Below are 26603 nucleotides of genomic sequence, written 5' to 3' on the forward strand. Positions count from 1 at the left end.
AACGAAGAGGAGAATAGTCATGGAATCACATTTGGTGAGAATTATCAACCGTCTTGAATTAATGACGACTGATGGTAGCAATCTTAAACGTAATTTTGAACGTGATGGTGTCGTTGTGGCAGAAGTGTCTTTCAGCAATGACCCTGAAAATGGTCCAGTTTTCACTTTGCGTGATGTTGAAGCACGTGAGTCTTACTCATTTGACAGCATTGATTTGATCGCAATGGAAATTTACGACCTTCTTTACTAAGATAAAGAAAAATTCAGACACAGTATTTGAAGTGTGGTTTCTGTGCTTTCTTATATTGCTATTTTGAATTGATAAGAGTCTAGGTATTCCTAGGCTTTTTATTTTTATTTGCTTTTAAGCGAAGTGTCATAGATGTTGTTATATCAATCTTTTACGCTAGTTTACAGCTTCTTGAATGGTTGGTATTTTTATTCAACATATGTTATAATTAATTGATTATTGCTTATAGGAGACACAAATGGATTTTTCATTTTTACCAAAGTATTGGGCTTATTTTAACTACGGTGTCCTTGTAACCATCATGATTTCAGCTTGTGTTGTCTTTTTTGGGACAATCATTGGTATCTTGGTTGCTTTAGTTAAACGTACAAATATTAAAATTTTAAATTGGATTGCAAGTTTTTATGTTTGGGTCTTTCGTGGGACTCCGATGGTCGTTCAAATCATGATTGCCTTTGCTTGGATGCATTTTAGCAATGCACCGATTGTTGGCTTTGGTGTTCTAGATCTTGATTTCTCACGTTTGCTTCCAGGTATCATTATTATTTCACTAAACAGTGGAGCATACATTTCTGAAATTGTTCGTGCAGGTATCGAAGCTGTGCCAAAAGGTCAACTTGAAGCGGCTTATTCACTAGGAATTCGTCCTGTGAATGCTATGCGCTATGTTATCTTACCACAAGCTCTTAAAAACATCTTACCTGCTCTTGGTAATGAATTTATCACAATTATAAAAGATAGTTCACTTCTTCAAACAATCGGTGTTATGGAATTGTGGAACGGTGCGCAGTCAGTCGTAACAGCTACTTACCTACCAATCACACCATTGTTGTTTGCTGCTTTCTATTACCTCATGGTAACAACAGTAATGTCATTTTTGGTAAAACGACTTGAAAAACGTATGGGAAACGGGGGTAGCAACTAATGTCAGAAACACTTATTTCAATTAAAGGACTTCATAAATATTTCGGTAAAAATGAAGTATTAAAAGGAATTGATCTTGATATTAAAGCTGGAGAAGTTGTTGTTATCATTGGCCCTTCTGGGTCAGGAAAATCAACTTTCCTCCGTACAATGAATTTACTTGAAACACCAACGAAAGGTGTAATTACCTTTGAAGGTGTCGATATTACAGATAAGAAAAATGATATTTTCAAAATGCGTGAAAAAATGGGAATGGTTTTCCAACAATTTAACCTTTTCCCAAATATGACAGTCCTTGAAAATATTACTTTGTCACCAATTAAGACAAAAGGAGTATCTAAGGCTGAAGCAGAAGCTAAAGCTTATGATTTACTTGATAAAGTTGGTCTTCGTGATAAGGCAGATGCTTATCCGACAAGTCTTTCAGGTGGTCAACAACAGCGTATTGCTATTGCACGCGGTCTTGCAATGGATCCAGATGTTCTGCTTTTTGATGAACCGACATCTGCTCTTGACCCAGAAATGGTTGGTGAAGTTCTTGGTGTTATGCAAGATTTAGCAAAATCTGGTATGACAATGGCAATTGTAACTCATGAAATGGGATTTGCGCGTGAAGTTGCTGATCGTGTCATCTTTATGGATGGCGGTGTGATTGTTGAGCAAGGTTCACCAGAAGATGTTTTTGAACATACAAAAGAAGCACGTACAAAAGATTTCTTAAGTAAAGTTTTATAGTAAAAAAACCTCAACTGAGTTTTTAAACTCGGCTGAGGTTTTTTGCTTATAAAAAATATAAATTAAAGGCCCTTAAAAATGAGTGTAAAATGAATGAATTGTTAGTGTATTTTATACATTAAGTACACTTAATTATTATAATTTAGTTATTTCTAAGAGTATGTAAGTAGCTGAAAGTGTTGTGAAAACGTCTATATTATAACGATTCTAAAAAAATTACTGTTTGTTTAGAATCATTCTAATTAGTGAATAAATAAAGAAAAAAATTAATTTTTATGGTTTTTTTTCTTCATGTTTATGATATAATGAATCGGACGGAAGGTCAAATATTTTATCAAAAAAAATTGGGGAGGTCAAGAAATTTGATTTTGCAGAATGCTAAAGTTGGTATTCCTTATACTATTGTCAGTATTGATTTACCTGATGAGAGTGTTAGGCACTTGTCAGATTTGGGGCTAAAAGTTGGTGCCTCACTTAAAGTGATTTCTAAAACGCCAACTAGTGCGATTGTTATGCTTAAATCAAGCCGTTTGGCTTTTGATCAATCGATTTTAAGTCAAATTGACGTCACAGAAGAAGAAGGTGCTCTTTTATCTCTTCCTCTTTCAGAACTAAAAGTTGGTGAGTATGCTTACGTTGACGGTATTTATGCAATGAACGAAGCTAAACGTCGTCTTATGGACATGGGCTTGACTCGTCATACAAAGGTTTACTTACGTAAAGTTGCTCCTTTAGGAGATCCAATTGAAATTAGCTTACGCGGTTACGAATTGACACTTCGTAAGACTGAAGCGCAAATGATTAGTGTCGTTAAAGTAGATAGTGAGGAGGAAAAATGACAGAGATAGCCTTAATCGGGAATCCGAATAGTGGTAAAACAAGTCTTTTTAACTTATTGACAGGAACAAGTCAACGTGTTGGTAACTGGCCTGGTGTTACGGTTGAACGTAAAAGCGGAACAGTCAAAAAACATGCTGACTGGAAAGTTCAAGATTTACCAGGGATTTATTCAATGTCACCCTACACGCCTGAAGAAAAAGTTGCGCGTGATTATTTATTGAGTAATGATGCTGATAGTATCCTCAATGTTGTTGATGCAACAAACTTGGAACGTAATCTTTACTTGACTACTCAATTGATTGAAACAGGTATCCCAGTGACTGTTGCTCTTAATATGAGTGATGCGCTTAAAGCTCAAGGTAAAACAATTAATATTGATAAATTGTCTTACCAATTGGGAGTGCCAGTAATTTCAACAAGTGCGATTAAAAATACTGGTGTTGATAAAGCCATCAAAAAAGCTGCAAACACGACAAAAGCTAGTACTGATCTTATTCAATACCCAACGTACAGCGATCAGTTTGAAGCTGCTATCAAACAAATTATTGATATTCTTGGAGATGTCGTTCCAGAACGCTCAGCACGTTTTTATGCCATTAAACTTTTTGAACGTGATAATTTGGTTCAGGAAGAACTTAACTTGTCTGATTTCCAAAAAGGTGAAATTAATCAGATAATTAAGATTACTGAAGAACTCTTTACAGAGGATTCTGAATCAATCGTTATTAATGAACGTTACGAATTTATCGAACGTGTTGCTAAAATGGCTCAAAATCAAGATAGCAATTTCAAGATGACGGTTTCTGATAAAATTGACCGAATCGTTACAAACCGTATCTTGGCGTTACCAATTTTTGCTGCGGTAATGTTCTTGGTTTACTATCTTTCAATTCAAACGGTTGGTACAATGGGGACTGACTGGGTTAATGATGTCCTCTTTGGTGAATTAGTTCCTGACTGGGTTCAATCAGGTCTTGATGCTCTTCATGTTTCAGGCTGGCTTGAATCGCTCATTATCGATGGTATTGTAGCTGGTGTCGGAACAGTTCTTGGTTTCTTGCCGCAGATCTTTGTTCTCTTTATCTGTCTAGGAATTTTGGAAGATATTGGATACATGAGTCGTATTGCTTTTGTTATGGACCGTGTCTTTAGACGTTTTGGTTTGTCAGGGAAATCATTTATTCCAATGTTAATTGCTACAGGTTGTGGTGTACCTGCAGTTATGGCAAGTCGTACCATTGAAAATGAACGTGATCGTCGCATCACTATCATGACAGCAACCTTCATGCCATGTTCTGCCAAATTAGCGATTATTGCTTTAATTGCTGGTGCTTTCTTCCCAAATAATCCAATCGTTGCACCATCTACTTACTTTATTGGTGTTATTACAATTATTCTTTCAGGTATTGCACTTAAGAAAACGAAATTACTTGGTAGCTATGTTAGTCCATTTATCATGGAATTACCAGCTTATCACATGCCAAAAATCGTAAGTGTTCTTCGTTATGCCTTTGGTAAAGCTTTAAGCTTTGTTAAACGTGCAGGTACAGTTATCTTTAGTTTGACTGTTATTATTTGGTTCATGTCAACATATAATTTCACATTCCAAGCAGTTGATACAGATCACTCTATTTTGGCTTCACTTGGTAAATTGATTTCTTGGCTCTTTGAACCACTTGGTTTTGGTAACTGGAAAGCAACAGTTGCTGCAGCGACTGGTCTTGCAGCTAAAGAAGCTGTTGTTGGTACATTTGGTATTTTATATAACGATAGTACAACTCATGGTTTATACCATGCTTTGCAATTGGATTATACACCACTTGCTGGTTTCTCATTCTTGCTTTTCAACCTTCTATGTGCACCATGTTTTGCTGCGATGGGAGCGATCAAACGTGAAATGGGAACTGCTAAATGGACACTTGGTGCTATCGGTTTCCAAACAGGTCTTGCTTATGTTGTTAGTTTGATTATTTATCAACTTGGAAATGTTGTTTTCTATGGCAAGGGAATTAATTTCTGGACTGTTGTAGCAGTAGCTTTAGTGATTGCCATTGTTTACTTTATCGTTAGAAAACCAGCACAAGTTGAAGAAGAAGTGATTACACTAGATAATCTAGAAAAAGTTGGGGAATAAATTTTATGGCGACTATTATTATTGCATTATTAATTGCATTTGCTGTCTTTATGGGCTTACGTAGTTTCATCAAGGGAAAAGGCTCTTGTGGTGATTGCAATTGTTCTTGTCCTGTAAAAGATAGCCAACATAAAAGTGCAAAATAAAATACTTAAAATACTTGCTCAATGAGCAGGTATTTTTTGGTTATTTTTGGATCGATCTGAAGTCTAATGTGTATTTTTATAGAATATTCTGATAATTTTTCAAAAAATATTTTATTATGAATTCGTTTTCTGGTATAATAAAAGAAATATACTTTCAGGAGAATCTCATGGCAACACTTATAGATGGAAAAGCTTTGGCTGTAAAAATGCAAAATGAATTAGTTGAGAAGGTTGAAAAACTAAAAGCTGAAGCTGGTATTGTGCCTGGTTTGGTGGTTATCTTGGTTGGTGATGATCCAGCTAGTCAGGTTTATGTAAGAAATAAAGAACGTTCAGCTAAGAAAGCAGGATTTTTGAGTGAAACGGTTCGTTTATCTGAATCAACAAGTGAAGAAGAATTGATTCAAGTTATTGAACAGTACAACAATGACGATCGTTTCCATGGTATTTTGGTGCAACTGCCACTTCCTGCTCATATCAATGATAAACGTGTGATTTTGGCAATCGATCCTAAAAAAGATGTGGATGGTTTCCACCCAATCAATACGGGTCACCTTTGGAATGGTCGTCCTGAGATGGTGCCATGTACGCCAGCTGGTATTATGGAGCTGTTGCGTGCTTACGATGTTGATTTGGAAGGTAAGACTGCGGTTATTATTGGTCGCTCAAATATCGTTGGAAAACCAATGGCTCAGCTTTTGCTTGATAAAAATGCAACAGTGACTTTGGCACACTCACGAACACGTGATTTAGCGCGTGTAACAAAACAAGCGGATGTTTTGATTGTGGCTATTGGACAAGGACATTTTGTGACTAAGGAATTTGTCAAAGAAGGTGCTGTTGTTATCGATGTCGGCATGAACCGCGATGAAAATGGCAAGCTAATTGGTGATGTTAAGTTTGATGAAGTAGAACCACTAGCTAGTCTTATTACTCCGGTTCCTGGAGGTGTTGGGCCAATGACAATTACAATGCTTATGGAGCAAACTTATCAATCAGCTCTTAGAAGTGTGAAAGCATGATTATTGATGAGCAGTTAGCACGTCAGGTTGTTACCAAACGTCAAGCAAATTCCCATAAGGGAACCTATGGACGCGTGCTTTTGATTGGTGGCTTTTACCCTTATGGTGGCGCCATTATTATGTCAGCTTTAGCCTGTGTCAAGAGTGGAGCTGGTCTTGTCACAGTAGCTACAGAGCGTGATAATATCACAGCTTTGCATGCTCATCTTCCAGAGACTATGGCTTTTGATTGTGAAGATAAAGAGCTTTTTGAGGAAAATCTAACTAAAGCAGATGTGGTTTTGGTTGGTCCTGGTTTAAGCGAAAATAGCAAAGCTAGCAGAGTGTTTGAGAAGGTACTTGAGACAATCTCAGAACATCAGATTTTGATTATTGACGGCTCTGCTTTAAATTTGCTTGCTAAGATGATGCCTGTTTCGTTTAATACTAAGCACTTAGTTCTAACACCACACCAGAAAGAATGGGAGAGATTATCGGGCCTAGTTATTTCAGAACAAACGGTAGGTAATACTCGCAAAGTTCTTGAGGCATTTCCAGAAGAAACAATCTTGGTTGCTAAAAGTCATCACACGAAAATTTTTCAAGGTCAAGCATTGGCGGAGCTTACAGTTGGTGGCCCTTACCAAGCGACAGGTGGTATGGGAGATACGCTTTGTGGTATGATTGCCGGTTTTGTAGCTCAGTTCAAGGAAAATCTTTTTGATACGGTAGCAGTTGCTACTTATTTGCACTCAGCGATTGCAGATAAACTTAGCCACGAGGCTTATGTTGTTTTGCCAACAACCATTAGCGCAGAATTACCAAAAGTCATGAAACAATTATCAGAATAATTGTTAAAACGCATTGTTTAAAAGCAATGCGTTTTTTGTATGTGAAAGTCTAAAAAATAAAATATTTCAAAAATATTACAAATATTACAGTTTTACGTTGACTTATGTAAAAAACTACTCTATAATATGAGCAGAATTGGCCGATTCTAGGATGATAATAGTTACGAAATGATTGATAAAACGCTAAAAACTGGTGGCTTTCAAAAGTGAATCAAAAGTTTCCTTTAGAAATATTGATGTAATTTATTTGTAACAATTATCGGTTATAAGCAAGTTTTTGGGAAATATTTTTAAATCAAAGGGGAAAGATATTATGAAAAAAGGTTTATTTAATCAAACGAAGCAACGTTTTTCAATTCGTAAATACAGTGTCGGTGTGGCATCTGTTTTGATTGCCAGTGTTTTGTTTATGGGAGGACAAGGCGTAGCTGCTGATGATTCTGTACAAGCGGACGCTATTTCACAGGTACAGGTGGCAAATTCAGATAATGCATCCGATGAACATCAAGTTGTGACAAGTGATAGCCAAGAAGAAAAAATAGGAGAAGATACTTCAAAGCTAAGTCAGGAAAATGATACTAAAGAGAGCAGTTTAGGTGATACTCAAAATCAAGTAGCAGCTAATGATGAACAAGTGACTGATCAGAAAGCTTCCGAAGAAAAACAAAATGAGGAAAGCGCTGCTACAAATGAGGCTACTCCAGAGTCAACAGAACCGACGGAAACTGTTACGATTGATGCGACTGCTTTAGCAAAAGAAACTCAGGAAAATCAAAAATCATTTGTTAAAGAATCAAAAGTAACAGTTAAAACTCAAAAGAATTTACCAAGTCAAGGTTACTATACTTATACGCAAAAGACAGAGGTTAAAAACGAAGCCAAAGCTTCTGCGCCAGTTGCTTTTTATGCTAATGCTGGTGATCGTGTCTTTTATGACCAAGTTTTAACACAAGATGGTTATCAATGGATTTCTTACAATTCTTATTCAGGTCAACGTCGTTATGCGGCTATTGCTAAATTAACGCCAGAAGTTGTTCAAAAATTATCTGGTTCAATTAATTTTCAAAATGTGACAAGCCAAGGATTTGAAGTCCTTGTGACAAATGTTTCTGATTCTAAAGGCATTGCAGCAGTCAAAGTTCCAATCTGGACTGAGAAAAACGACCAGGATGATATCATCTGGTATGATGCAATTCGTCAGAGCAATGGTGATTACAAAGTTTTCGTTAATACAAGTGATCATAAAGGTGAAACAGGAACTTATATTGTTCATTTGTATTATCAAGAAACTGATGGGCATATGCAAGGTGTAGAAGGAAAACAGGTGACGGTACCAGAAAAAACAACTGGTGTACAAAACATACCTTCCCAAGGTTCCTATATTTTTCAAGAAAGAGTAGAAGTTAAAAATGAACCAAAAATGTCAGCGCCAACTGAGTTTACGTTTGAAAAAGGTTCTAAGTTAGATTTGTATGATCAAGTTTTAGAGGCTGATAATCACCAATGGATTTCCTATGTTAGTTATGGTGGCGTGCGTCGTTATATTCCAATTGCAACTTTGAAAAATCAAAAACCAACAGGTGATGTTGCAGTGAAAAATTACTCAACAGGTGATTTTGATGTGATTATTTCGAATATTTCAGATGCCAAGGGTGTCTCAGCAGTCAAAGTACCGATCTGGACTGTCAAAAATGATCAAGATGATATCATCTGGTATGATGGCATCAAACAAAACGACGGTACTTATAAAGTCAATGTGAAATTGTCAGATCACAATTATGAACGCGGAGATTACAACATTCATCTCTATTATGTAGAATCAGATGGTCATTTACAAGCAGTTTTGGGAACAAAAACGACTGTTCCCGAAGGAACTTTATCAGGTGATTTACAAATTGTGAATCAATCTGCTGCAGGATTTGATGTTTTGGTAACTAATGTGTCAAATCCAGGTCAGCTGGAATCTGTTAAAGTACCTGTTTGGTCAACGCAGGGTGGTCAAGATGACATTATTTGGTATACAGCAGCAAAACAAGCTGATGGTAGTTATAAAACAAGGGTTAATGTCAGCGACCATAAAAATAATTATGGTGAATATAATATTCACCTCTACTATGAACAGGCTGATGGTTCTTTAAAAGGTGTAGGAGGAACAAAGGCAACTCTTCAAACACCTCAAACGCCAGCTATGCCACAAAGTGGTACTTATGTCTTAACTAGTTCAAAAGAAGTTAAGAGTCAACCGCGTGTGTCAGCACCGACTGAATTTAAATTGGATGCTGGTTATCAAGTTCATTATGATAAGGCTCTATACGCTGATGGTCATCAATGGATTTCCTATGTTAGTTATAGTGGCGCAAGACGTTATGTTTTAATTGATTAAAAGGAGAGGTTACTTCCACCAAAATGTAAAATGTGGTGGAGTAAATGTTAGGGAAAAGGGAAAATGCGAAAGAAGTTGTCAAAAAGAGTTTTGGTTTTACTTTTGACTCTTGCTAATTTAGTGGTTGCTTATGGTCTTTGTCGACAACTGTTAGTGACTCATCAATCAGCTGAGGTGAGAATTGATGAGAGTACTTTGGGGAAAGCTATTAAGAAACCTAAGGTTGATAAGGTTTATCCAGATTTGTCAAAATACGACCAGTTGAGTATTTTGGTCTCTATATCACAACAAAAAATGATTGTTTATTCTGGTAATAAAGTCATTTTTAAAACTAAGGTATCTACAGGTGCTAAAGAGACGCCAACACCAACTGGAAAATTTGCTATCGAAGCTGAACGTGAGGAATTTACTTATGATGACAGCTTAAATCGTGGACGATGTTACTGGGTATCGTTTAAGGATCATGGAGCTTATCAGTTTCAAAGTGTTCCAACAGATTGGAAAGGCAAGGTTTTGAAAGGAGAAGCTAAAAGTCTTGGAACAGCTTGTTCAGATGGTAATGTCAGACTATCAAAAGAAGATGCCAAGTGGCTTTTTGAGAAGATGCCCGAAGGTACCATTGTTAGTATCCACTAATCAAAATGAAAAAATGTCTATTAGACATAACTCGCTTTTTAATTTTTAGGCTCGTGAAAAAACTGTCCACTGGACATGACTCGCTTTCTGATTTTTAGGCTCATGAAAAAACTGTCCACTGGACAGTTTTTTTTTAAGATATTTGATATAATAATAGTGATATGCAAAAATTGTATAAAGCCAGAAAAAATAAGGAAAGGAGCCTGTTATGTCAGATTATTTAAGTGTTTCGACTTTGACAAAATACCTTAAATTAAAGTTTGATCGTGATCCTTATTTGGAACGCGTTTATTTGACAGGGCAGGTTTCCAATTTCCGACGTCGTCCGACACACCAATATTTTTCATTGAAAGATGAAAATGCGGTTATTCAGGCGACTATGTGGGCAGGGACTTTTAAAAAACTTGGTTTTGAGCTTGAAGAAGGTATGAAAATCAATGTTGTGGGACGTGTCCAACTTTATGAGCCAAGTGGATCATATTCTATTATTATTGAAAAAGCAGAGCCAGACGGTATTGGTGCTTTAGCCATTCAATTTGAACAATTGAAGAAGAAATTGGCAGAAGCGGGTTATTTTGATGATCGTCATAAGCAACCCTTGCCTCAATTTGTCAAAAAGATCGGTGTGGTAACTAGTCCGAGTGGAGCGGTTATTCGAGATATTATTACAACGGTATCTCGTCGTTTTCCAGGAGTTGAAATTCTTCTTTTTCCAACCAAAGTTCAAGGTGAAGGGGCTAGCCAAGAAGTTGCTGCTAATATTGCAAAGGCAAATGACCGTGATGACTTGGACCTTTTGATTATTGGTCGTGGTGGTGGTTCTATCGAAGACTTATGGGCTTTTAACGAAGAAATTGTTGTACAAGCGATTTTTGAATCTCGCTTGCCAGTTATTTCTAGTGTTGGTCATGAGACGGATACGACTTTGGCAGATTACGTGGCTGACCGTAGGGCAGCAACACCAACAGCAGCAGCTGAGCTTGCTACTCCGGTGACTAAAGCTGATATTATTTCGTGGATTACTGAACGCGATAATCGTATGTATCAAGCTAGTCTTCGTCGCATCAAACAAAATCAAGAACGACTTGATAAATTAGCTAATTCGGTCATTTTTAGACAACCTGAACGCTTGTATGACGGTTATGTTCAAAAGTTAGATCGTTTGACCATGTCTTTGACAAATACCATGCAAAATCAATTTAATCAGGTTAAACAGCGTCAAGAGTTGTTGCATCAGCGTTTGATTGCTATGGATTTTGACAGTCAGATTAAACATTATCGGGATAAATTGCAGAGCTTAAAACGTCTCTTGTTATCAAATATGACTAGCCAATATGATAGCAAATTAGCTCGGTTTGAAAAGGCGCAGGATGCTCTGTTATCTTTGGATACTAGCCGAATTATCGCTAGAGGTTATGCTATGGTGCAAAAAGATGGAAAAGTAATTTCAAGCGTAAGGGACGTTAAGCAAGGCGACCAATTGAGCGTTCAATTAAAAGACGGTCGACTTGAAGTGGAGGTAAAAGATGCCAAGTAAAAAAACATTTGAAGAAAATTTACAAGATTTAGAAGCGATTGTGACAAAACTTGAAAATGGTGACGTTGCTTTGGAAGATGCTATTGCAGAATTCCAAAAAGGAATGCTTCTCTCAAAAGAATTGCAAAAAACACTAGATTCGGCTGAAAAAACACTTGTTAAAGTGATGCAAGCTGATGGGACAGAAACAGAAATGGATGCCTAATGGATAAAATAAGTAAAATTAGTCAAGCCATTCACCGTTATTATGAACAAAAAGAGCTGGTTTCGCCAGATTTGATTGAATCAATTTTATATTCTGTTGATGCTGGTGGAAAACGTATCCGTCCATTGATTTTTCTAGAATTACTAGAAGGATTTGGGGTGTCGTTGACAGATGCTCATTATGATGTGGCCGCTGCTCTTGAAATGATTCACACAGGTAGTTTGATTCATGATGACTTACCAGCTATGGATGATGATGATTATCGTCGTGGACGTTTAACAAATCACAAAAAATTTGATGAAGCGACAGCGATTTTAGCAGGAGATAGTCTCTTTTTAGACCCATTTGATTTGGTGGCAAATGCTGCGCTACCAGCTGATGTTAAAGTTCGATTGATTGCAGAATTGTCGCATGCTTCAGGTACTTATGGCATGGTTGGTGGTCAAATGCTTGATATGAAAGGTGAAGAGCGTAAGCTTAGCCTTTCAGAATTACAATTGATTCATGCTAATAAAACAGGAAAATTGTTGACTTTCCCTGTTGTGGCAGCTGGAATTGTTGCTGGTCTTGCAGCTAAAGAACTTGCTGATTTACGTGAAGCTGGTAGCTTGATTGGGCTAGCTTTCCAAGTTCGTGATGATATTTTAGATGTGACAGCAAGCTTTGAAGAAATTGGAAAAACCCCAAAGAAAGATTTGCTAGCTGATAAGGCTACTTACCCAAGTTTGCTTGGTTTGGAAAAATCTTATGATATTTTGGAACAATCCCTTGATCAAGCGCTAGCGATTTTCAAAAACCTCTCAAAAACTCATGGATTACATGCAGAAAAAATCACAGAAATGATAGAAAGGTTACAACTAAATGCCTAAGGAAAGAGTTGATGTACTAGCCTATAAACAAGGGCTTTTCGAAACACGTGAACAGGCAAAACGTGGAGTAATGGCTGGTTTGGTTGTTAATGTTATTAACGGCGAACGTTATGATAAACCAGGTGAAAAAATTGATGATGCAACAGAATTGAAATTAAAAGGCGAAAAGCTCAAATATGTTAGCCGAGGTGGGCTGAAATTAGAGAAAGCTTTGCAAGTTTTTGGTATTTCTGTTGACGACCAAACAACAATTGATATCGGAGCTTCAACAGGTGGTTTTACCGATGTGATGTTGCAAAATGGTGCGAAATTAGTTTATGCGGTTGATGTTGGTACTAACCAATTGGTATGGAAACTTCGTCAAGATGAACGCGTTCGTAGTATGGAACAATACAATTTCCGCTATGCTGAATTGGCTGATTTTACAGAAGGTCAACCAACTTTTGCTAGTATCGATGTTAGCTTTATTTCATTAAATTTGATTTTGCCAGCACTTCACAATATTTTGGCTGACAAAGGCCAGGTCGTGGCCCTTATCAAACCACAATTTGAAGCTGGGCGTGATCAAATTGGTAAAAATGGTATTATTCGTGACAAAGCTGTTCACCAAAAAGTTTTGGAAACAGTGACAAGTTTTGCTGTCGATTACGGATTTACAGTTAAGGGGCTTGATTTTTCACCTATCCAAGGTGGCCACGGAAATATCGAATTTTTAGCTCATCTAGAAAAATCTGCTGACGCTCAAAATTTGGTAGCAACTGTGATTCCAGAAATTGTAGAAAAAGCGCATAAGGAATTTAAAGATGAAAAAGAGTGAACGTTTAGAATTAATTAAAAAGATTGTTGCTGAAAATGCTGTTGAAACACAGCATGATTTACTAAAATTACTTGAAGCTGAAGGGTTGACTTTGACTCAAGCTACCATTTCACGTGATATGAATGAAATTGGTATCATCAAAGTACCATCGGTTGATGGTCCTTATATTTATGGCCTCTCAAAAGATAAAACAAAAAAAGTTGGGCAAGTATCTGTCCCAATTAAAAGCACTGTTCTTGCCGTTTCAGAGGAAACAGCAGGTCTTGAAAATATGATTAACCTTGATGTTATTCCAGGAAATAGCCGTTTGATTAAACGTTTCTTGTTGGAAGACTTCAAGGATAGTCTTTTTAGTGTGATTGCTGATGATGATAGTTTGTTAGTGGTTACAAAAACAGCTGAGGGTGCTGCAGCCATTCGCCAAGAAGTTCGTAAATGGATGACAGACCACAAATAAGAAAGGTCGTTCTATGCTTTTAGAAATTTCCATTAAAAATTTTGCCATTATTGAGGAGATTTCCTTAACTTTTGAAAATGGCATGACAGTTTTGACAGGTGAAACTGGTGCAGGGAAGTCTATTATTATTGATGCCATGAACCTCATGCTTGGGGCACGTGCGAGTCTTGATGTCATTCGACACGGGGCTAATAAAGCTGAAATTGAAGGTCTTTTTTCGGTTGGTGAAAATCCTGCATTAACGCAAATTTTGGAAGAAAACGGCATTGAGGTGACAGAAGAACTTATTATTCGCCGTGAAATTTTGCAAAATGGGCGTTCGATTGGTCGCATTAATGGTCAGATGGTTAATTTGACAACTCTTCGAGCTGTCGGGCAATATTTGGTTGATATCCATGGCCAACATGACCAAGAGGAACTAATGAAGCCCAATATGCATATTCGCATGCTTGATGAGTTTGGAGACGGTCATTTTGCTGCGGTTAAAAAGCATTATCAAGAACTTTTTGAAAGTTACCGTAGCTTACGTAAACGTGTTTTAACAAAACAAAAAAATGAACAAGAGCACAAAGCGCGTATTGAAATGCTGGAATTTCAAATTGCAGAAATTGAAGCGGCTGCCCTAAAATCAGGTGAAGATCAAGCCTTAAATCAAAAACGTGATAAATTGCTTAACCACAAGCATATCGCAGATACTTTAACAAATGCTTATGTCATGCTTGATGATGAAGAGTTTTCAAGTTTATCAAACATTCGCTCAGCCATGAACGATTTGATGACTTTGGAAGAATATGATGCCGATTTTAAAGAGATGTCTGCTAACGTTTCTGAAGCCTATTACATTCTAGAAGAAGTTACAAAACATCTTGGTGATGTCATTGATGACCTTGATTTTGATGCTGGAAGTTTGCAACAGATTGAAGCACGCCTAGAAGTGATTTACAGTATTACTCGTAAATATGGTGGCAGTGTTGATGATGTTTTAGATTATTACGAAAATATCACCAAAGAATATAATCTTTTGACTGGTAACGATGAGTCATCTGATGCTATGGAAAAAGAGCTCAAACGTCTGGAAAAAGAATTGATTGTTGCTGCTGAAAATCTAAGCAAGGAACGTCATGAACTTGCGAAAAATTTGGAAGCCGAAATTAAACAAGAATTAGCGGATTTGTACATGGAAAAAGCTGATTTTCAAGTTCAATTTACTAAAGGTAAGTTTAATCGTGATGGTAATGAAGCTGTTGAATTTTACATTTCAACCAATCCAGGTGAAGGTTTCAAACCTTTGGTTAAAGTGGCTTCTGGTGGTGAAATTTCTCGTTTGATGCTGGCGATTAAATCAGCCTTTTCACGTAAGGAAGATAAGACAAGTATTGTCTTTGATGAGGTTGATACTGGAGTATCTGGACGTGTAGCGCAAGCTATTGCTCAGAAAATCTATAAAATCGGTAGTCATGGTCAAGTTTTGGCGATTTCACACTTACCACAGGTGATTGCTATTGCTGATTATCAATTCTTTATCGAAAAACGTAGTGATGAAAATACGACCGTTTCAACAGTACGTTTATTGACTGAAGAAGAACGTGTGGAAGAAATTGCTAAAATGCTTGCTGGTAGTGATATTACTGAAATGGCCCGCGAACAAGCGCGTGAGCTATTGAAGAAATAAAAAAGAAGCCTCAAGGTTTCTTTTTTTGTCGATAAGATAGCCATTTTATAAAATATCCCCCAACTGTTAAAAATTTGGTATAATGGTTGTTAGGATAAATTTTGATATAAAATTTTGAAAGTATATAGGATAAAAAATGAGTAAAATTAAAATTGTTACAGATTCATCTTTAACGATTGAACCAGAATTAGTTGAAAAATATGATATTACAGTTGTGCCATTGTCAGTTATGATTGACGGTGTTGTCTATTCAGATAATGACATGAAAGAAGAAGGTAAATTCCTTAATATGATGCGCAATAGCAAGGAATTGCCTAAAACAAGTCAACCGCCAGTTGGTGTCTTTGCAGAAGTTTATGAAAATTTGATGAAGAATGGTGCTGAACACATCGTTTCTATTCACATTACGCATACTCTTTCAGGTACAGTTGAAGCAGCTCGTCAAGGGGCTAATCTAGCTGGAGCAGATGTCACTGTTATTGATTCAACATTTACTGACCAATGTCAAAAATTCCAAGTTGTTCAAGCTGCCAAATTAGCCCAAGAAGGTGGTAGCTTAGAAGAAGTTATTGCTAAAGTTGAAGAAGTTCGTCAAAAATCAGAACTTTTTATTGGTGTGTCAACGCTTGAAAATTTGGTAAAAGGTGGACGTATTGGACGTGTAACAGGTCTTCTTAGTTCACTTCTTAACATTCGAGTTGTTATGGAAATGGTTGATTGCGAATTAAACACAGTTATCAAAGGCCGTGGTGTTAAAACATTTAACAAATGGCTAGATAGCTTTATTGAGCATGCTTCTAGCACTGGTAAAAAGGTAGCTGAAATCGGTATTTCATACTGCGGAACAGCAGATATGGCTAATGGTTTCAAAGAAAAATTGCAAGTTTTGGGTGCACCAATTGCTGTTTTAGAAACTGGTTCAATCATTCAAACGCACACTGGAGAAGACGCTTTTGCGGTTATGGTACGCTATGAATAAAAAAAAGAATTTTTTAACTGGGTTTGCTTTCTTTTTGGCAAGCCTTCTTCTGTTTATTGTCATTTTTAATGTTTTAATTCCAAAGTCAGATTCGGAGTTGACGAAAAAAGATTTCTTGGCTCAAGAAGCCAAACAATTTCGTTATGTGGCTATTGGGGACTCTTTGACAGAAGGAGTCGGGGATACTACTAATCAAGGTGGATTTGTTCCAATTTTATCCCAAAGTTTAACAGAAACTTATAACTATCAAGTTTCATATAACAATTATGGGGTTTCTGGAAACACCAGTCAACAGATTTTGACGCGAATGAAAGACAAGCAGGAAATCCAAAAATCCCTAGAAAAAGCGGATATGATGACCTTGACTGTTGGTGGTAATGATGTTATGGCGGTGATTCGTAAACATTTGACTGAATTATCCGTTTCAACTTTTAAGAAGCCAGCAAAATCATATCAAGATCGTTTACGCCAAATCATCGAGCTTGCTCGCGCGGAAAATGAAGACTTGCCAATCTATATTTTAGGAATTTATAATCCTTTTTACTTGAATTTCCCTGACATGACGGAAATGCAAGATATTATCAACAATTGGAATGATGCTACTGAGACTGTAACAGAAGAATATGATAATGTTTACTTCGTTCCAATCAATGATCAACTTTATAAAGGAATTGATGGTCAAGAAGGAATTGTGTCGACATCTGGTGACCAAACAACGGTTATCAATGATGCTTTATTCAGTGGAGATCATTTCCACCCAAATAATATTGGCTATCAAATTATGTCAGATGTAACAATGGAGAAAATCAATGAAACTAAAAAAGAATGGAACAAAGACTAATTGGTGGAAGTGGGCTTGCCTTCTCATTTTAGCGATTAATATTGCTTTTGTGGGAGTGATTGCTAGCCGCTTGATTCAAGTTAGAGAACCAGCAGCACAAAGTGTTAGCACTAAAAAAGTAAAAAGTGTTAAAGTGGGAACTATTTCAACAACACGTGAAGAACTGAATGATACCATTGCAGCTTATTTGAAAGAATATCAAACGAAAAATTCATCTTATAATGTTTACGCAACCTCATCAGCGATTATGTTTGAAGGAACTTATACATTTTTAGGCTATGAAGTGCCACTCTACATTTATTTCCAACCTAGTCGTCTGGAATCTGGAGCAATTCAGTTAAAAATTACATCATTTTCAGTTGGAACACTTACATTGCCAGAATCAGAAGTTTTAAAATACTTAAAATCAAGTGTCGACCTTCCGGATTTTGTTGAAATTTTGCCAAAAGAATCTGTCATTAACATCAATATCCAGAACATAAAAAATGATGCTGGTATCTTTTTGAAAGCGACAACAATTGATTTAGTTGGAGATCAATTTAACTTTGATATTTACAAGAAAAACAGCTAATTAAACGTTTAATACTTGACCTTAAGCCTATTTTTGGGTATCATAGACTTTGTTAAAGTGTTAACGCTTAGAAATTAATTGGAGGATTTGTTAAATGGCTAACAAACAAGATTTAATCGCTAAAGTTGCAGAAGCAACTGAGCTTACTAAAAAAGATTCAGCAGCAGCTGTAGATGCAGTATTCTCAGCAATCGAAAGCTTCCTTTCTGAAGGCGAAAAAGTTCAATTAATCGGTTTTGGTAACTTTGAAGTTCGCGAACGCGCAGCTCGTAAAGGTCGTAACCCACAAACTGGTGAAGAAATTGAAATTGCAGCTTCAAAAGTACCTGCATTCAAAGCTGGTAAAGCACTTAAAGACGCTGTAAAATAATTAAATAGAAAAGAACCTTGTCATATCAACATTTGTTGAGCCTGACGAGGTTCTTTTTTTTTGCTCTTTTTTAAGTTTTGGGACAAGAAAGAGTATTCTACTTAGGTAAGTTTTACACTCGTGGTAAGTGTGATTCAGGTCTTTTATGGTATAATCAAGCATAGAAACATCGTGAAATCATTAGTGATTTTAATGGTGATAAGAATACAAGGAAAGAGTTATAATCATGGATAAATCACTTTTGCTAGTTGTTATTTTCTTAGGCGCTTTTTCACTCTTTAAAGCTGCTATGCTAATCATGGTAGGACTTGCTATGAAGCCCAAGGTAGATGAAAACGGAGAAATTCTGAAGCAAGAGGATGAAGCAGAAGACGACAAAACAAATCCTGATGAAGATGACAGTGACTTTTGGGATAATTGGTGATGAAAAAAAACGTCCAGTGGACGTTTTTTTCATGAGCCAAGAAACAAGAGAGCGAGTTAGTGTCCAGTGGACGTTTTTTTCATGAGTTTAGAAATAAGAAAACGGTTCAAGTTTATTGACTGCTTTTTTTATAATGGATAGTTGATTGAAGTAAAAAATAACGATATTAGAGTCAATAATGTCAGATATTTTGTATTTTTTGATATTTTTTAACATTTTTAAAAAAGCGCTTAATCTCCCAGAATAGCTAGACTTTTGTGAATTGACTTAATTTTTTAAATAAAAAATCTATTGCCCAAATTGAAAAAAGTCTATATAATGGATGGTATGGAAAAAAATAAAGAACAAACATTTTTTGGACAGCCTAAAGCTTTGTTTACTTTATTCCAAACAGAACTTTGGGAACGATTCTCGTACTATGGTATGCGTGCTATTTTAATTTACTACTTGTACGCATCTGTTACTTCATCTAATGCAGGGTTAGGACTTCCTAAACCTCAAGCGATGGCTATTGTTAGTATCTATGGTGCTCTGGTATACCTTTCAGGTATTATTGGAGGATGGTTTGCGGACCGTGTTTTAGGTGCTTCACAAACGATTCTTGTGGGTGGTATCCTTATTACCCTTGGGCACATTGTTTTAGCAATTCCTTTTGGTTTAACATCTCTGTTTATTTCACTCTTCTTCATTATTTTGGGGACAGGGTTGTTAAAACCAAATATCTCTAATATGGTCGGTCATTTGTATGAACCAGATGACCCACGTCGTGATACTGGATTTAATATTTTCGTTATTGGTATTAATATCGGTTCATTGCTTGCTCCTATCGTAGTAGGAACAGTTGGACAAAGTATTAACTATCACCTAGGTTTCTCTCTTGCCGCTATTGGTATGGTATTTGCTCTGTTCGTTTATTGGTTTGGACGAATGAAGCAATTCCCAGAAATTGGAATGAAACCTTCAAACCCATTGTCAAAAGATGAAAAACGAAGCTTGATTGTAAAATTAAGTATTGTCTTGGTAATCTGTCTTGTTGCTGGAGTACTACTTTATCGTGCAAATCCAGCAAATTTCGTTAATAACTTCATCAATATTCTTTCAACAGCGGGTATTGTTATCCCATTTATTTACTTTGTATTGATGTTTGCTTCGAAAAAAGTATCAAGCACAGAACGTAAACAATTGTTGGCATACCTTCCATTGTTCTTGTCTTCTATCGTTTTCTGGTTAGTAGAAGAACAAAGTTCAACGGTTATTGCGGTTTGGGGTGAAACTCGTTCAAACTTGCATCCAAGTATCTTTGGTATTCAATTCTACATTGATCCTTCTTGGTATCAATTGCTTAATCCATTATTTATCGTTGTATTGACACCTCTTTTTGTTTGGATTTGGAACAAAATGGGAGAACGTCAACCATCTGCGGTTACAAAATTTGGTTTAGGCTTACTGCTAACTGGTGTATCTTACTTTATCATGGCATTGCCTGGTATTCTATATGGAACAAATGGTCGAGTAAGCTTCATGTGGTTAGTTATTATGTTTGCCGTACAAATGGCAGGTGAATTGTTGATTTCTCCAGTTGGACTATCAGTTTCAACAAGACTTGCACCACTTGCTTTCCAATCTCAAATGGTTGCATTGTGGTTCTTGGCAGACTCAACTTCACAAGCGGTGAATGCTTTGATTACACCTTACTTTACTAAAGAAACAGAAGTAGCCTTCTTTGGTATCTTAGGTCTTGTATGTTTTGGTATTGGTATTTTATTACTTCTTATCAAAAAACCAATTTTGAATTTAATGCGTAACAATTAATAAATTTGGAGTTCTTCTTTTATCAACGAAGAATTTCTATGTCAACTATAGGAGGTGGCAATCCTAAAAAGGGTGAGGACAGTGTCCTCGCTCTTTTTGTTTGTTAAAGTGAGAGGGAGATAGTCAGTCAAAAAACGTTTGAGAAAAACCTCAAACGTTTTTGAGTTTTAGTCAATGTATTTTAATTTGCCACGGAAGTCTTCAAGTTTTTCATAGCCTTTTTCTTCCATGATGGCTTTTAGTTCATCAGTAATACGAGCAAAAGCAGCAGGACCTTCTTGGTGAAGAATTGTGCCTAGTTGAACCATACTTGCTCCACATAGAACGTGTTCAAAGGCGTCACGACCAGTTTTGACACCACCTGTTCCGATGATTTGGATAGAAGGATTGAGACGTTTGTAAAAAGCGTGAACGTTAGCAAGAGCAGTTGGTTTGACATAATCCCCACCGATACCGCCAAAACCGTTTTTAGGCTTAATCACAACCGTTTCATCATCGACCACCAAACCATTTCCAACTGAGTTAATACAGTTGACGAAAGTGAGTGGAAATTGATTGAAGATAGCTGATGCACGATCAAAATGTGCGATATCAAAGTATGGAGGTAATTTAACTCCGAGAGGTTTTGTAAAGTAAGTAAAGATATCTTTTAAAATTCTTTCAGTTGTTTCAAAATCATAGGCAATTTGTGGTTTACCTGGGACATTTGGGCAAGAAAGGTTTAGTTCAACAAGTCCTTGATAATCAGAATCTTGAACGGCTTTTAAAATAGTGTGTGTTTCTTCCTCAGACATGCCTACAAGTGACAAAAAGTGATTTTTGCTATTTGGTGTATTTTGGAGTTCTGTAACGTAGTCAAGATAATATTGGAAGCCATTGTTTGGGAGTCCCATAGAGTTAATTGACCCAAGCGCTGTATCAGCATAGCGTGGTTCAGGGTTACCTGGACGTGCAGCTAGTGTTCCAGTTTTTGTAACGAAAGAGCCTGCAGCAGAAGCCTCAATTTCGGCTAATTCTTCTCGTGTCATGCAGTAAACACCAGCGGCATTCATTAAACAGTTGTCAAAATCAAAAGTTCCAATTCTAGTTGCAGTTGAAACCATAAAGTCCTCCAAAATCTATTATCACGCAATAATGAATTTTCTGATATTGCTAGTTACATTTTACTATTATGCTAAGGTGAAATCAAGTATTTTCCGAACGTTTTTTTATTTAGTGAGATAAACAGAAAGTTTTTAGTGCTATTTCTATGCTTTTTTTGAATATTTTTCCATATTTTGACAGTAAAATATGAAAAAATGACCTAAAAAACGAATGTATTAGCTAATTCTTGAAATGTATACGTGAAAGTGATATAGTGATTACAGTAGAACATTTGAGTAATTGTTCAAATGTTTTATAAAAAATATTGGAGAGATTTAAGATGATTGAGACTAATGAATCACAAAAATTGCTAAAAGGAGATTTGCTAGATGATGTTACCAGCTTTTTTAAAGCTCTTGGAAACACAACACGTTTGCAAATCATTTGCTGTTTGAGCAAGGGAGAAATGAAGTCTAGTGAATTGGCGATGATTTTAGAAATGACACCGTCAGCAATTTCGCATCAATTAACGATGTTAAAAAATTTAAAGATTGTTTCTGTTCGACGTGAAGGGAAGAATCAGATCTACGCTCTTGCTGATAAGCATATTAGCCAAGTTTTAGAGTCTGTTGTAGAACATTATCAGGAGGATTAAACGTGTCAGGTAAACATAAAAAGAAGCTTTTTAGAATTTTGTTAGCAACGCTGACGTTTATTATTGTTTTTGCTGTGGTTAAGCTAAATCATATTGGCTTGCCAGCTCAAGCTTTGTTATATGCCATTCCATTTTTAATGGCGGGTTATGATGTTTTGAAAAAAGCCCTGCTAAAAATAAGTCAGGGAAAAGTCTTTAGCGAACATTTTCTGATGTCATTAGCGACACTTGGGGCATTTGCCCTTAGTTTTATGACTGGTAAAGCTGAGTTTGCCGAGGCTGTGTTTGTGATGATTTTCTATCAAGTAGGTGAATTTTTTGAACACATTGCAGAAGGTAATAGTGAAAAATCCATTTCAGAATTGCTAGATTTGCGACCAGATCTTGTTCATTTAGAAGACGGATCTCAGACAGTTGATGTTGATCCTAAAGACTTGAAAGAAGGGCAAGTGATTACCATTAAACCTGGTGAGAAGGTTGCTATTGATGGAATCTTGATTTCTGGTGAATCTTCAGTGGATACAGCAGCTTTGACAGGTGAAAGTCTGCCACAAAGTGTTCAGGTTGGAGATCAGGTTCTGTCAGGGATGATTAACATGACAGGGGTGATTCGTGTTAAGGTTCTGCATTCTGTTGAAAATTCAACCTTAAGTAAAATTTTGGATTTACTGGAAAATTCAACGGCAAACAAATCCAAGAGCGAACGTTTCATGACAAAATTTGCAGAAGTCTACACACCAACAGTAGTAATTGCAGCTTTGATTTTAGCCTTTTTACCACCGCTGGTATCAGGAGATTTTCTTGCTAATTTCCCAGAATGGCTGAGTCGTGCGCTTACTTTCCTTGTCATTTCTTGTCCTTGTGCATTGGTCATTTCGATTCCGCTTAGCTTCTTTGGAGGTTTAGGAGCAAGTTCAAAAGCGGGTGTTTTGATTAAGGGATCAAATTATCTTGAAAGTTTGGCATCTCTAGAAACATTGCTTTTTGATAAAACAGGAACTTTGACAGAAGGTGTTTTTGAAGTTACTGCTCTTCACTCTACTGACGTCAAAGAAGAACAGCTGTTGCATTTGGCGAGTCATGTGGAACGTTTTTCAAGTCACCCAATCGCTCAATCGCTTCGTGAAGCTTACGAAAAAGAAGCTGATGATTGTTCAATCACTGATGTAACTGAAAAATCTGGTTATGGCATCAGCGCTAAAATTAATGAACATGATGTTGCTGTCGGTAATACTAAATTTATGGAAATTTTGGGAGCTGATTGGAAACCATGTCATAAAGTTGGAACTATTGTTCATGTAGCTATTGATGGAAATTATGCCGGACATATTGTGATTTCAGATTGCATCAAATCTGATACTAAGCAAGCTTTGCAAGAGCTTCGAAAAGCTGGTGTTAAACAACTAGTTATGCTAACAGGTGACCGTCACGAAGTGGCTCAAAAAATTGCTGATGAGCTAGCAATGGCAGATTATAAAGCAGAGCTTCTTCCAGGAGATAAAGTTACAGAGTTAGGAAACTACCTAGCACAAAAGAATCCTAGATCAACAGTTGGATTCGTCGGAGATGGAATTAACGATGCACCGGTTTTAGCTCGAGCTGATGTTGGTATTGCCATGGGTGGTCTTGGAAGTGACGTTGCGATTGAAGCAGCAGATGTGGTTGTCATGAACGATCGATTATCAAAAATTGCTCAAGCAATAAAAATCGCCCGTAAGACAATTACTATTGCAAGAGAAAATATTGTATTTTCAATCGGCATTAAAGTTTTAGTCTTGATTTTGGCCAGTCTAGGTTTAGCTAATATGTGGCTTGCCATCTTTGCTGATGTTGGTGTAACAGTTCTTGCAACACTAAATGCTATGCGAACAATGAAATTGACATAGAAATTTTTTTGAACTATAATAGCCTTAATCATATAGAAAGCTACCATTTTCTTTTAGAGAGTGGGGTGGTATGGCACGATTTTGAGTTTCAAATGGTTGCCATGCCATTTTTTATTGCTTTTCAAAGTTCTGTTAGTGACTGTTCAAGGATGTCAGACTCTTTTACAGAAAATTAGCAATTATACTAGCTTTTTTAGAGCTTTTTGGGTAGAATAGTAAGGGTAAGCGACTTTATCTGGTCGTAATAAATTAAGTTGGCTAAAATGCTGAGCCAAAAATAGTCTAACTTCTCTGGTTGCTTGTCAACTAGTAAGATTACTATCTATTTTTCGCTGTGTGTTAATAGCCCTTGTATTACTTAAAAGGAGACTTTATCTAATGGTAAAATTAGTGTTTGCACGTCACGGGCAATCTGAATGGAACAAAGCTAACCTTTTCACTGGTTGGGCTGACGTTGACCTTACAGAAGAAGGTACTAAACAAGCTATCGAAGCTGGTAAATTGATCAAAGAAGCAGGAATCGAATTTGACCTTGCTTTCACATCAGTTCTTAAACGTGCTATCAAAACAACTAACCTTGCTCTTGAAGCTTCTGACCAACTTTGGGTTCCAGTTGAAAAATCATGGCGCTTGAACGAACGTCACTATGGTGGTTTGACTGGTCAAAACAAAGCTGAAGCTGCTGAAAAATGGGGTGACGAACAAGTTCACATCTGGCGTCGTTCATACGATGTATTGCCACCAGCTATGGCTAAAGACGATCAATACTCAGCACACACTGACCGTCGTTACGCTAACCTTGATGACAAAGTTGTTCCAGATGCAGAAAACTTGAAAGTTACTTTGGAACGCGCACTTCCATTCTGGGAAGATAAAATCGCTCCAGCTCTTAAAGATGGTAAAAACGTCTTTGTAGGTGCACACGGTAACTCAATCCGCGCTCTTGTAAAACACATCAAACAATTGTCAGATGACGAAATTATGGATGTTGAAATCCCTAACTTCCCACCACTTGTATTCGAATTTGACGAAAAATTGAACGTTACTGACGAATACTTCTTGGGTAAATAATCTGATAAGAGATTATAAGGTTTAAAACCCTTGATATAAAAGCATTCTAGGCTAACTCCTAGGGTGCTTTTTTTGAATTTGTTACCCTTTTTGTTACGAGATAGAGTGATTAGGAATTTCAAGAGATAAGTCTTCTATATTTCATAGTTTTTATGGTATGATTAGTAGTAAGTAATATATTTTGTAAAGGGGGCTTTTATGAAAGCAGCAGAGCGTCGTCAAAAAATTATTGATATTTTGAGTCAGACACAAGTTCCCATTTCAGCTAGTACTTTAGCAAGCCAACTTGGTGTGAGTCGTCAAATTATTGTCGGTGATGTGGCTCTTTTGAGAGCGGCTAATCATGATGTGATTTCTACGCCAAAAGGTTATGTCTTGTCACAAGCACTTTATTCACATCAATTTATTGGAAAAATTGCTTGTCAGCATGGTCCAGATAGAACGAAAGAGGAATTGGATTGTGTTGTTTCTAAAGGTGGTATTATGGTTGATGTGGAAGTTGAACACCCAGTCTACGGGATGTTAACAGCGCCGCTTAATATCAAAAGTAAAGAAGATATTGATAATTTTGTAGATAAGGTAGAGCATTCAAATGCAACACTTCTCTCATCTTTAACCGATGGTATTCATACTCACACTTTATCATGTCATTCAAAAGATGAATTTGAAGAAATTAAGTCTATTTTATCTGATAAAGGTTTGCTTTTGAAATCAAACTAAAGCAGTTACAGGTGTCTTGACACCTGTTCTTTTTTTATTTATAATAAGCAAGGTCAGTTAACTATTTTCAAAAAAACGTGTGTATTACCTGGTAGTTAATTGATTAAAAGCTATCGTCATGCCTGAGTGATAATTGGGGATCATTCAGGTATTATCATATATAAAAGGAGTTGTCATATGAGACGTCATCAAACTAAGTCTCTTGCTTTTACAGCTATTTTAGTTGCTTTTGGAATTTTAATTCCTATGGTTATGCCAGTTAAGGTTGTTATCGGGCCAGCTTCATTTACATTGGCTAGTCACGTACCAGTCTTTATGGCTATGTTCATCTCGCCACAAGTGGCTGTTTTAGTTGCTTTGGGAACAAGCTTAGGTTTCTTATTAGCAGGTTTTCCAATTGTTATTGTGTTGCGCGCGGTATCGCATTTACTTTTTGCGATTGTTGGTGCTGTGATGATTAAAAAACGTCCAGCTTTACTTGAAAAACCAGCTTTGACATTTGGATTAGCGCTTTTCTTAAATATCTTGCATGGTTTGGCAGAGTTTATCGTCGTTCTTGCCTTGACAGCAGGAGCTCATACAGGAGCTGCTTATATTTGGTCTTTGGTGGGCTTGATTGGTTTAGGCTCTCTTGTTCATGGATGTATTGATTTTTACATCGCTTATTTTCTTTGGAAATTCTTGCGTGATAAAGTTGGCGTTGATTTTTCAGTTGACGCAAAATAATATGGTGG

Annotated in this window: 28 protein-coding genes; 27 read left to right on the plus strand and 1 reads right to left on the minus strand. The window is 36.7% G+C overall.

Going from position 1 to position 26603, the window contains the following annotated elements; all coding sequences use genetic code 11:
- Positions 1-19 precede the first annotated feature (19 nt).
- From BLP98_RS03130 to BLP98_RS03235, 22 genes are all read left to right on the plus strand, one after another.
- Positions 20-250, plus strand: a complete 231-nt coding sequence (locus BLP98_RS03130) for a DUF1797 family protein (protein ID WP_004230761.1) — start codon at positions 20-22, stop codon at positions 248-250.
- A 238-nt stretch (positions 251-488) separates the two neighbouring features.
- Positions 489-1175 (plus strand): amino acid ABC transporter permease, encoded by a 687-nt coding sequence (locus BLP98_RS03135; protein WP_074481874.1) that lies wholly within the window; start codon positions 489-491, stop codon positions 1173-1175.
- Positions 1175-1909 carry an amino acid ABC transporter ATP-binding protein gene (locus BLP98_RS03140; protein ID WP_074481875.1) on the plus strand — a complete coding sequence of 245 codons (735 nt, stop codon included), beginning with the start codon at positions 1175-1177 and terminating at the stop codon, positions 1907-1909. Before BLP98_RS03135 ends, BLP98_RS03140 begins: the two co-directional genes overlap by 1 nt.
- A gap of 362 nt (positions 1910-2271) precedes the next feature.
- Positions 2272-2748 (plus strand): FeoA family protein, encoded by a 477-nt coding sequence (locus BLP98_RS03145; protein ID WP_074481876.1) that lies wholly within the window; start codon positions 2272-2274, stop codon positions 2746-2748.
- Positions 2745-4883, plus strand: coding sequence for a ferrous iron transport protein B (feoB, locus tag BLP98_RS03150; protein WP_074481877.1), 2139 nt, complete (start codon positions 2745-2747; stop codon positions 4881-4883). The genes BLP98_RS03145 and feoB overlap by 4 nt, the downstream gene beginning before the upstream one ends.
- 5 nt (positions 4884-4888) lie before the next feature.
- The gene (locus BLP98_RS03155; protein WP_074481878.1) at positions 4889-5029 is read left to right on the plus strand and encodes a FeoB-associated Cys-rich membrane protein; all 141 of its coding nucleotides are present in this window, start codon (positions 4889-4891) and stop codon (positions 5027-5029) included.
- 167 nt (positions 5030-5196) lie between these two features.
- On the plus strand, positions 5197-6051 hold the full coding sequence (locus tag BLP98_RS03160; RefSeq protein ID WP_074481879.1) for a bifunctional methylenetetrahydrofolate dehydrogenase/methenyltetrahydrofolate cyclohydrolase: 855 nt from the start codon (positions 5197-5199) through the stop codon (positions 6049-6051).
- Positions 6048-6881 (plus strand): NAD(P)H-hydrate dehydratase, encoded by an 834-nt coding sequence (locus BLP98_RS03165; protein WP_074481880.1) that lies wholly within the window; start codon positions 6048-6050, stop codon positions 6879-6881. Before BLP98_RS03160 ends, BLP98_RS03165 begins: the two co-directional genes overlap by 4 nt.
- A gap of 313 nt (positions 6882-7194) precedes the next feature.
- Positions 7195-9264 (plus strand): GBS Bsp-like repeat-containing protein, encoded by a 2070-nt coding sequence (locus BLP98_RS03170; RefSeq protein ID WP_074481881.1) that lies wholly within the window; start codon positions 7195-7197, stop codon positions 9262-9264.
- A gap of 63 nt (positions 9265-9327) precedes the next feature.
- Positions 9328-9900, plus strand: coding sequence for a L,D-transpeptidase (locus BLP98_RS03175; protein ID WP_074481882.1), 573 nt, complete (start codon positions 9328-9330; stop codon positions 9898-9900).
- A gap of 208 nt (positions 9901-10108) precedes the next feature.
- A complete protein-coding gene (xseA, locus tag BLP98_RS03180; protein ID WP_074481883.1) occupies positions 10109-11437 on the plus strand; it encodes an exodeoxyribonuclease VII large subunit in 1329 nt (442 codons plus the stop codon).
- A complete protein-coding gene (locus BLP98_RS03185; protein ID WP_006531527.1) occupies positions 11427-11642 on the plus strand; it encodes an exodeoxyribonuclease VII small subunit in 216 nt (71 codons plus the stop codon). Before xseA ends, BLP98_RS03185 begins: the two co-directional genes overlap by 11 nt.
- On the plus strand, positions 11642-12511 hold the full coding sequence (locus tag BLP98_RS03190; protein ID WP_074481884.1) for a polyprenyl synthetase family protein: 870 nt from the start codon (positions 11642-11644) through the stop codon (positions 12509-12511). The genes BLP98_RS03185 and BLP98_RS03190 overlap by 1 nt, the downstream gene beginning before the upstream one ends.
- Positions 12504-13328, plus strand: a complete 825-nt coding sequence (locus BLP98_RS03195) for a TlyA family RNA methyltransferase (protein ID WP_074481885.1) — start codon at positions 12504-12506, stop codon at positions 13326-13328. Before BLP98_RS03190 ends, BLP98_RS03195 begins: the two co-directional genes overlap by 8 nt.
- The gene (locus tag BLP98_RS03200; protein WP_074481886.1) at positions 13315-13785 is read left to right on the plus strand and encodes an arginine repressor; all 471 of its coding nucleotides are present in this window, start codon (positions 13315-13317) and stop codon (positions 13783-13785) included. The genes BLP98_RS03195 and BLP98_RS03200 overlap by 14 nt, the downstream gene beginning before the upstream one ends.
- Before the next feature lie 13 nt (positions 13786-13798).
- On the plus strand, positions 13799-15457 hold the full coding sequence (gene recN, locus BLP98_RS03205) for a DNA repair protein RecN (protein WP_074481887.1): 1659 nt from the start codon (positions 13799-13801) through the stop codon (positions 15455-15457).
- Between the two features lie 136 nt (positions 15458-15593).
- Positions 15594-16436, plus strand: a complete 843-nt coding sequence (locus BLP98_RS03210) for a DegV family protein (protein ID WP_074481888.1) — start codon at positions 15594-15596, stop codon at positions 16434-16436.
- On the plus strand, positions 16429-17277 hold the full coding sequence (locus BLP98_RS03215; protein ID WP_074481889.1) for an SGNH/GDSL hydrolase family protein: 849 nt from the start codon (positions 16429-16431) through the stop codon (positions 17275-17277). The genes BLP98_RS03210 and BLP98_RS03215 overlap by 8 nt, the downstream gene beginning before the upstream one ends.
- Positions 17246-17848 carry a YpmS family protein gene (locus BLP98_RS03220; RefSeq protein WP_074481890.1) on the plus strand — a complete coding sequence of 201 codons (603 nt, stop codon included), beginning with the start codon at positions 17246-17248 and terminating at the stop codon, positions 17846-17848. The genes BLP98_RS03215 and BLP98_RS03220 overlap by 32 nt, the downstream gene beginning before the upstream one ends.
- A gap of 94 nt (positions 17849-17942) precedes the next feature.
- A complete protein-coding gene (locus BLP98_RS03225; RefSeq protein WP_009853724.1) occupies positions 17943-18218 on the plus strand; it encodes an HU family DNA-binding protein in 276 nt (91 codons plus the stop codon).
- Between the two features lie 226 nt (positions 18219-18444).
- Entirely contained in the window at positions 18445-18642 is a 198-nt protein-coding gene (locus BLP98_RS03230) for a hypothetical protein (RefSeq protein WP_074481891.1), read from the plus strand.
- Between the two features lie 327 nt (positions 18643-18969).
- A complete protein-coding gene (locus BLP98_RS03235; protein ID WP_081341166.1) occupies positions 18970-20454 on the plus strand; it encodes a peptide MFS transporter in 1485 nt (494 codons plus the stop codon).
- A gap of 167 nt (positions 20455-20621) precedes the next feature.
- On the opposite strand, the gene BLP98_RS03240 is transcribed toward BLP98_RS03235, so the two are convergent.
- Positions 20622-21557, minus strand: coding sequence for a dihydroorotate oxidase (locus BLP98_RS03240; protein ID WP_074481893.1), 936 nt, complete (start codon positions 21555-21557; stop codon positions 20622-20624).
- A 320-nt stretch (positions 21558-21877) separates the two neighbouring features.
- Between BLP98_RS03240 and BLP98_RS03245 the strand changes: the two genes are divergently transcribed.
- From BLP98_RS03245 to BLP98_RS03265, 5 genes are all read left to right on the plus strand, one after another.
- Complete coding sequence (locus BLP98_RS03245; RefSeq protein WP_074481894.1) at positions 21878-22192, plus strand: ArsR/SmtB family transcription factor; 315 nt, start codon at positions 21878-21880, stop codon at positions 22190-22192.
- Positions 22193-22194: 2 nt separating this feature from the next.
- Entirely contained in the window at positions 22195-24078 is a 1884-nt protein-coding gene (locus BLP98_RS03250; protein WP_074481895.1) for a heavy metal translocating P-type ATPase, read from the plus strand.
- 378 nt (positions 24079-24456) lie between these two features.
- Positions 24457-25149 carry a phosphoglycerate mutase gene (locus BLP98_RS03255; protein ID WP_074481896.1) on the plus strand — a complete coding sequence of 231 codons (693 nt, stop codon included), beginning with the start codon at positions 24457-24459 and terminating at the stop codon, positions 25147-25149.
- 198 nt (positions 25150-25347) lie between these two features.
- Positions 25348-25869 (plus strand): transcription repressor NadR, encoded by a 522-nt coding sequence (locus BLP98_RS03260; RefSeq protein WP_074481897.1) that lies wholly within the window; start codon positions 25348-25350, stop codon positions 25867-25869.
- Between the two features lie 177 nt (positions 25870-26046).
- Positions 26047-26595, plus strand: coding sequence for a hypothetical protein (locus tag BLP98_RS03265; RefSeq protein ID WP_074481898.1), 549 nt, complete (start codon positions 26047-26049; stop codon positions 26593-26595).
- Positions 26596-26603 lie beyond the last annotated feature (8 nt).

The sequence above is a fragment of the Streptococcus equinus genome, assembly GCF_900104225.1.
Classification (GTDB): domain Bacteria; phylum Bacillota; class Bacilli; order Lactobacillales; family Streptococcaceae; genus Streptococcus; species Streptococcus equinus_D.

Coding starts and splice junctions, on each gene's coding strand:
- BLP98_RS03215 (WP_074481889.1), top strand. CDS start 16,429: ATGAATAAAAAAAAGAATTTTTTAACTGGGTTTGCTTTCTTTTTGGCA.
- BLP98_RS03160 (WP_074481879.1), top strand. CDS start 5,197: ATGGCAACACTTATAGATGGAAAAGCTTTGGCTGTAAAAATGCAAAAT.
- BLP98_RS03210 (WP_074481888.1), top strand. CDS start 15,594: ATGAGTAAAATTAAAATTGTTACAGATTCATCTTTAACGATTGAACCA.
- BLP98_RS03240 (WP_074481893.1), bottom strand. CDS start 21,557: ATGGTTTCAACTGCAACTAGAATTGGAACTTTTGATTTTGACAACTGT.
- BLP98_RS03195 (WP_074481885.1), top strand. CDS start 12,504: ATGCCTAAGGAAAGAGTTGATGTACTAGCCTATAAACAAGGGCTTTTC.
- BLP98_RS03175 (WP_074481882.1), top strand. CDS start 9,328: ATGCGAAAGAAGTTGTCAAAAAGAGTTTTGGTTTTACTTTTGACTCTT.
- BLP98_RS03235 (WP_081341166.1), top strand. CDS start 18,970: ATGGAAAAAAATAAAGAACAAACATTTTTTGGACAGCCTAAAGCTTTG.
- BLP98_RS03230 (WP_074481891.1), top strand. CDS start 18,445: ATGGATAAATCACTTTTGCTAGTTGTTATTTTCTTAGGCGCTTTTTCA.
- BLP98_RS03245 (WP_074481894.1), top strand. CDS start 21,878: ATGATTGAGACTAATGAATCACAAAAATTGCTAAAAGGAGATTTGCTA.
- BLP98_RS03255 (WP_074481896.1), top strand. CDS start 24,457: ATGGTAAAATTAGTGTTTGCACGTCACGGGCAATCTGAATGGAACAAA.
- BLP98_RS03170 (WP_074481881.1), top strand. CDS start 7,195: ATGAAAAAAGGTTTATTTAATCAAACGAAGCAACGTTTTTCAATTCGT.
- BLP98_RS03165 (WP_074481880.1), top strand. CDS start 6,048: ATGATTATTGATGAGCAGTTAGCACGTCAGGTTGTTACCAAACGTCAA.
- BLP98_RS03190 (WP_074481884.1), top strand. CDS start 11,642: ATGGATAAAATAAGTAAAATTAGTCAAGCCATTCACCGTTATTATGAA.
- BLP98_RS03155 (WP_074481878.1), top strand. CDS start 4,889: ATGGCGACTATTATTATTGCATTATTAATTGCATTTGCTGTCTTTATG.
- xseA (WP_074481883.1), top strand. CDS start 10,109: ATGTCAGATTATTTAAGTGTTTCGACTTTGACAAAATACCTTAAATTA.
- BLP98_RS03220 (WP_074481890.1), top strand. CDS start 17,246: ATGAAACTAAAAAAGAATGGAACAAAGACTAATTGGTGGAAGTGGGCT.
- recN (WP_074481887.1), top strand. CDS start 13,799: ATGCTTTTAGAAATTTCCATTAAAAATTTTGCCATTATTGAGGAGATT.
- BLP98_RS03130 (WP_004230761.1), top strand. CDS start 20: ATGGAATCACATTTGGTGAGAATTATCAACCGTCTTGAATTAATGACG.
- feoB (WP_074481877.1), top strand. CDS start 2,745: ATGACAGAGATAGCCTTAATCGGGAATCCGAATAGTGGTAAAACAAGT.
- BLP98_RS03185 (WP_006531527.1), top strand. CDS start 11,427: ATGCCAAGTAAAAAAACATTTGAAGAAAATTTACAAGATTTAGAAGCG.
- BLP98_RS03260 (WP_074481897.1), top strand. CDS start 25,348: ATGAAAGCAGCAGAGCGTCGTCAAAAAATTATTGATATTTTGAGTCAG.
- BLP98_RS03225 (WP_009853724.1), top strand. CDS start 17,943: ATGGCTAACAAACAAGATTTAATCGCTAAAGTTGCAGAAGCAACTGAG.
- BLP98_RS03200 (WP_074481886.1), top strand. CDS start 13,315: ATGAAAAAGAGTGAACGTTTAGAATTAATTAAAAAGATTGTTGCTGAA.
- BLP98_RS03140 (WP_074481875.1), top strand. CDS start 1,175: ATGTCAGAAACACTTATTTCAATTAAAGGACTTCATAAATATTTCGGT.
- BLP98_RS03265 (WP_074481898.1), top strand. CDS start 26,047: ATGAGACGTCATCAAACTAAGTCTCTTGCTTTTACAGCTATTTTAGTT.
- BLP98_RS03135 (WP_074481874.1), top strand. CDS start 489: ATGGATTTTTCATTTTTACCAAAGTATTGGGCTTATTTTAACTACGGT.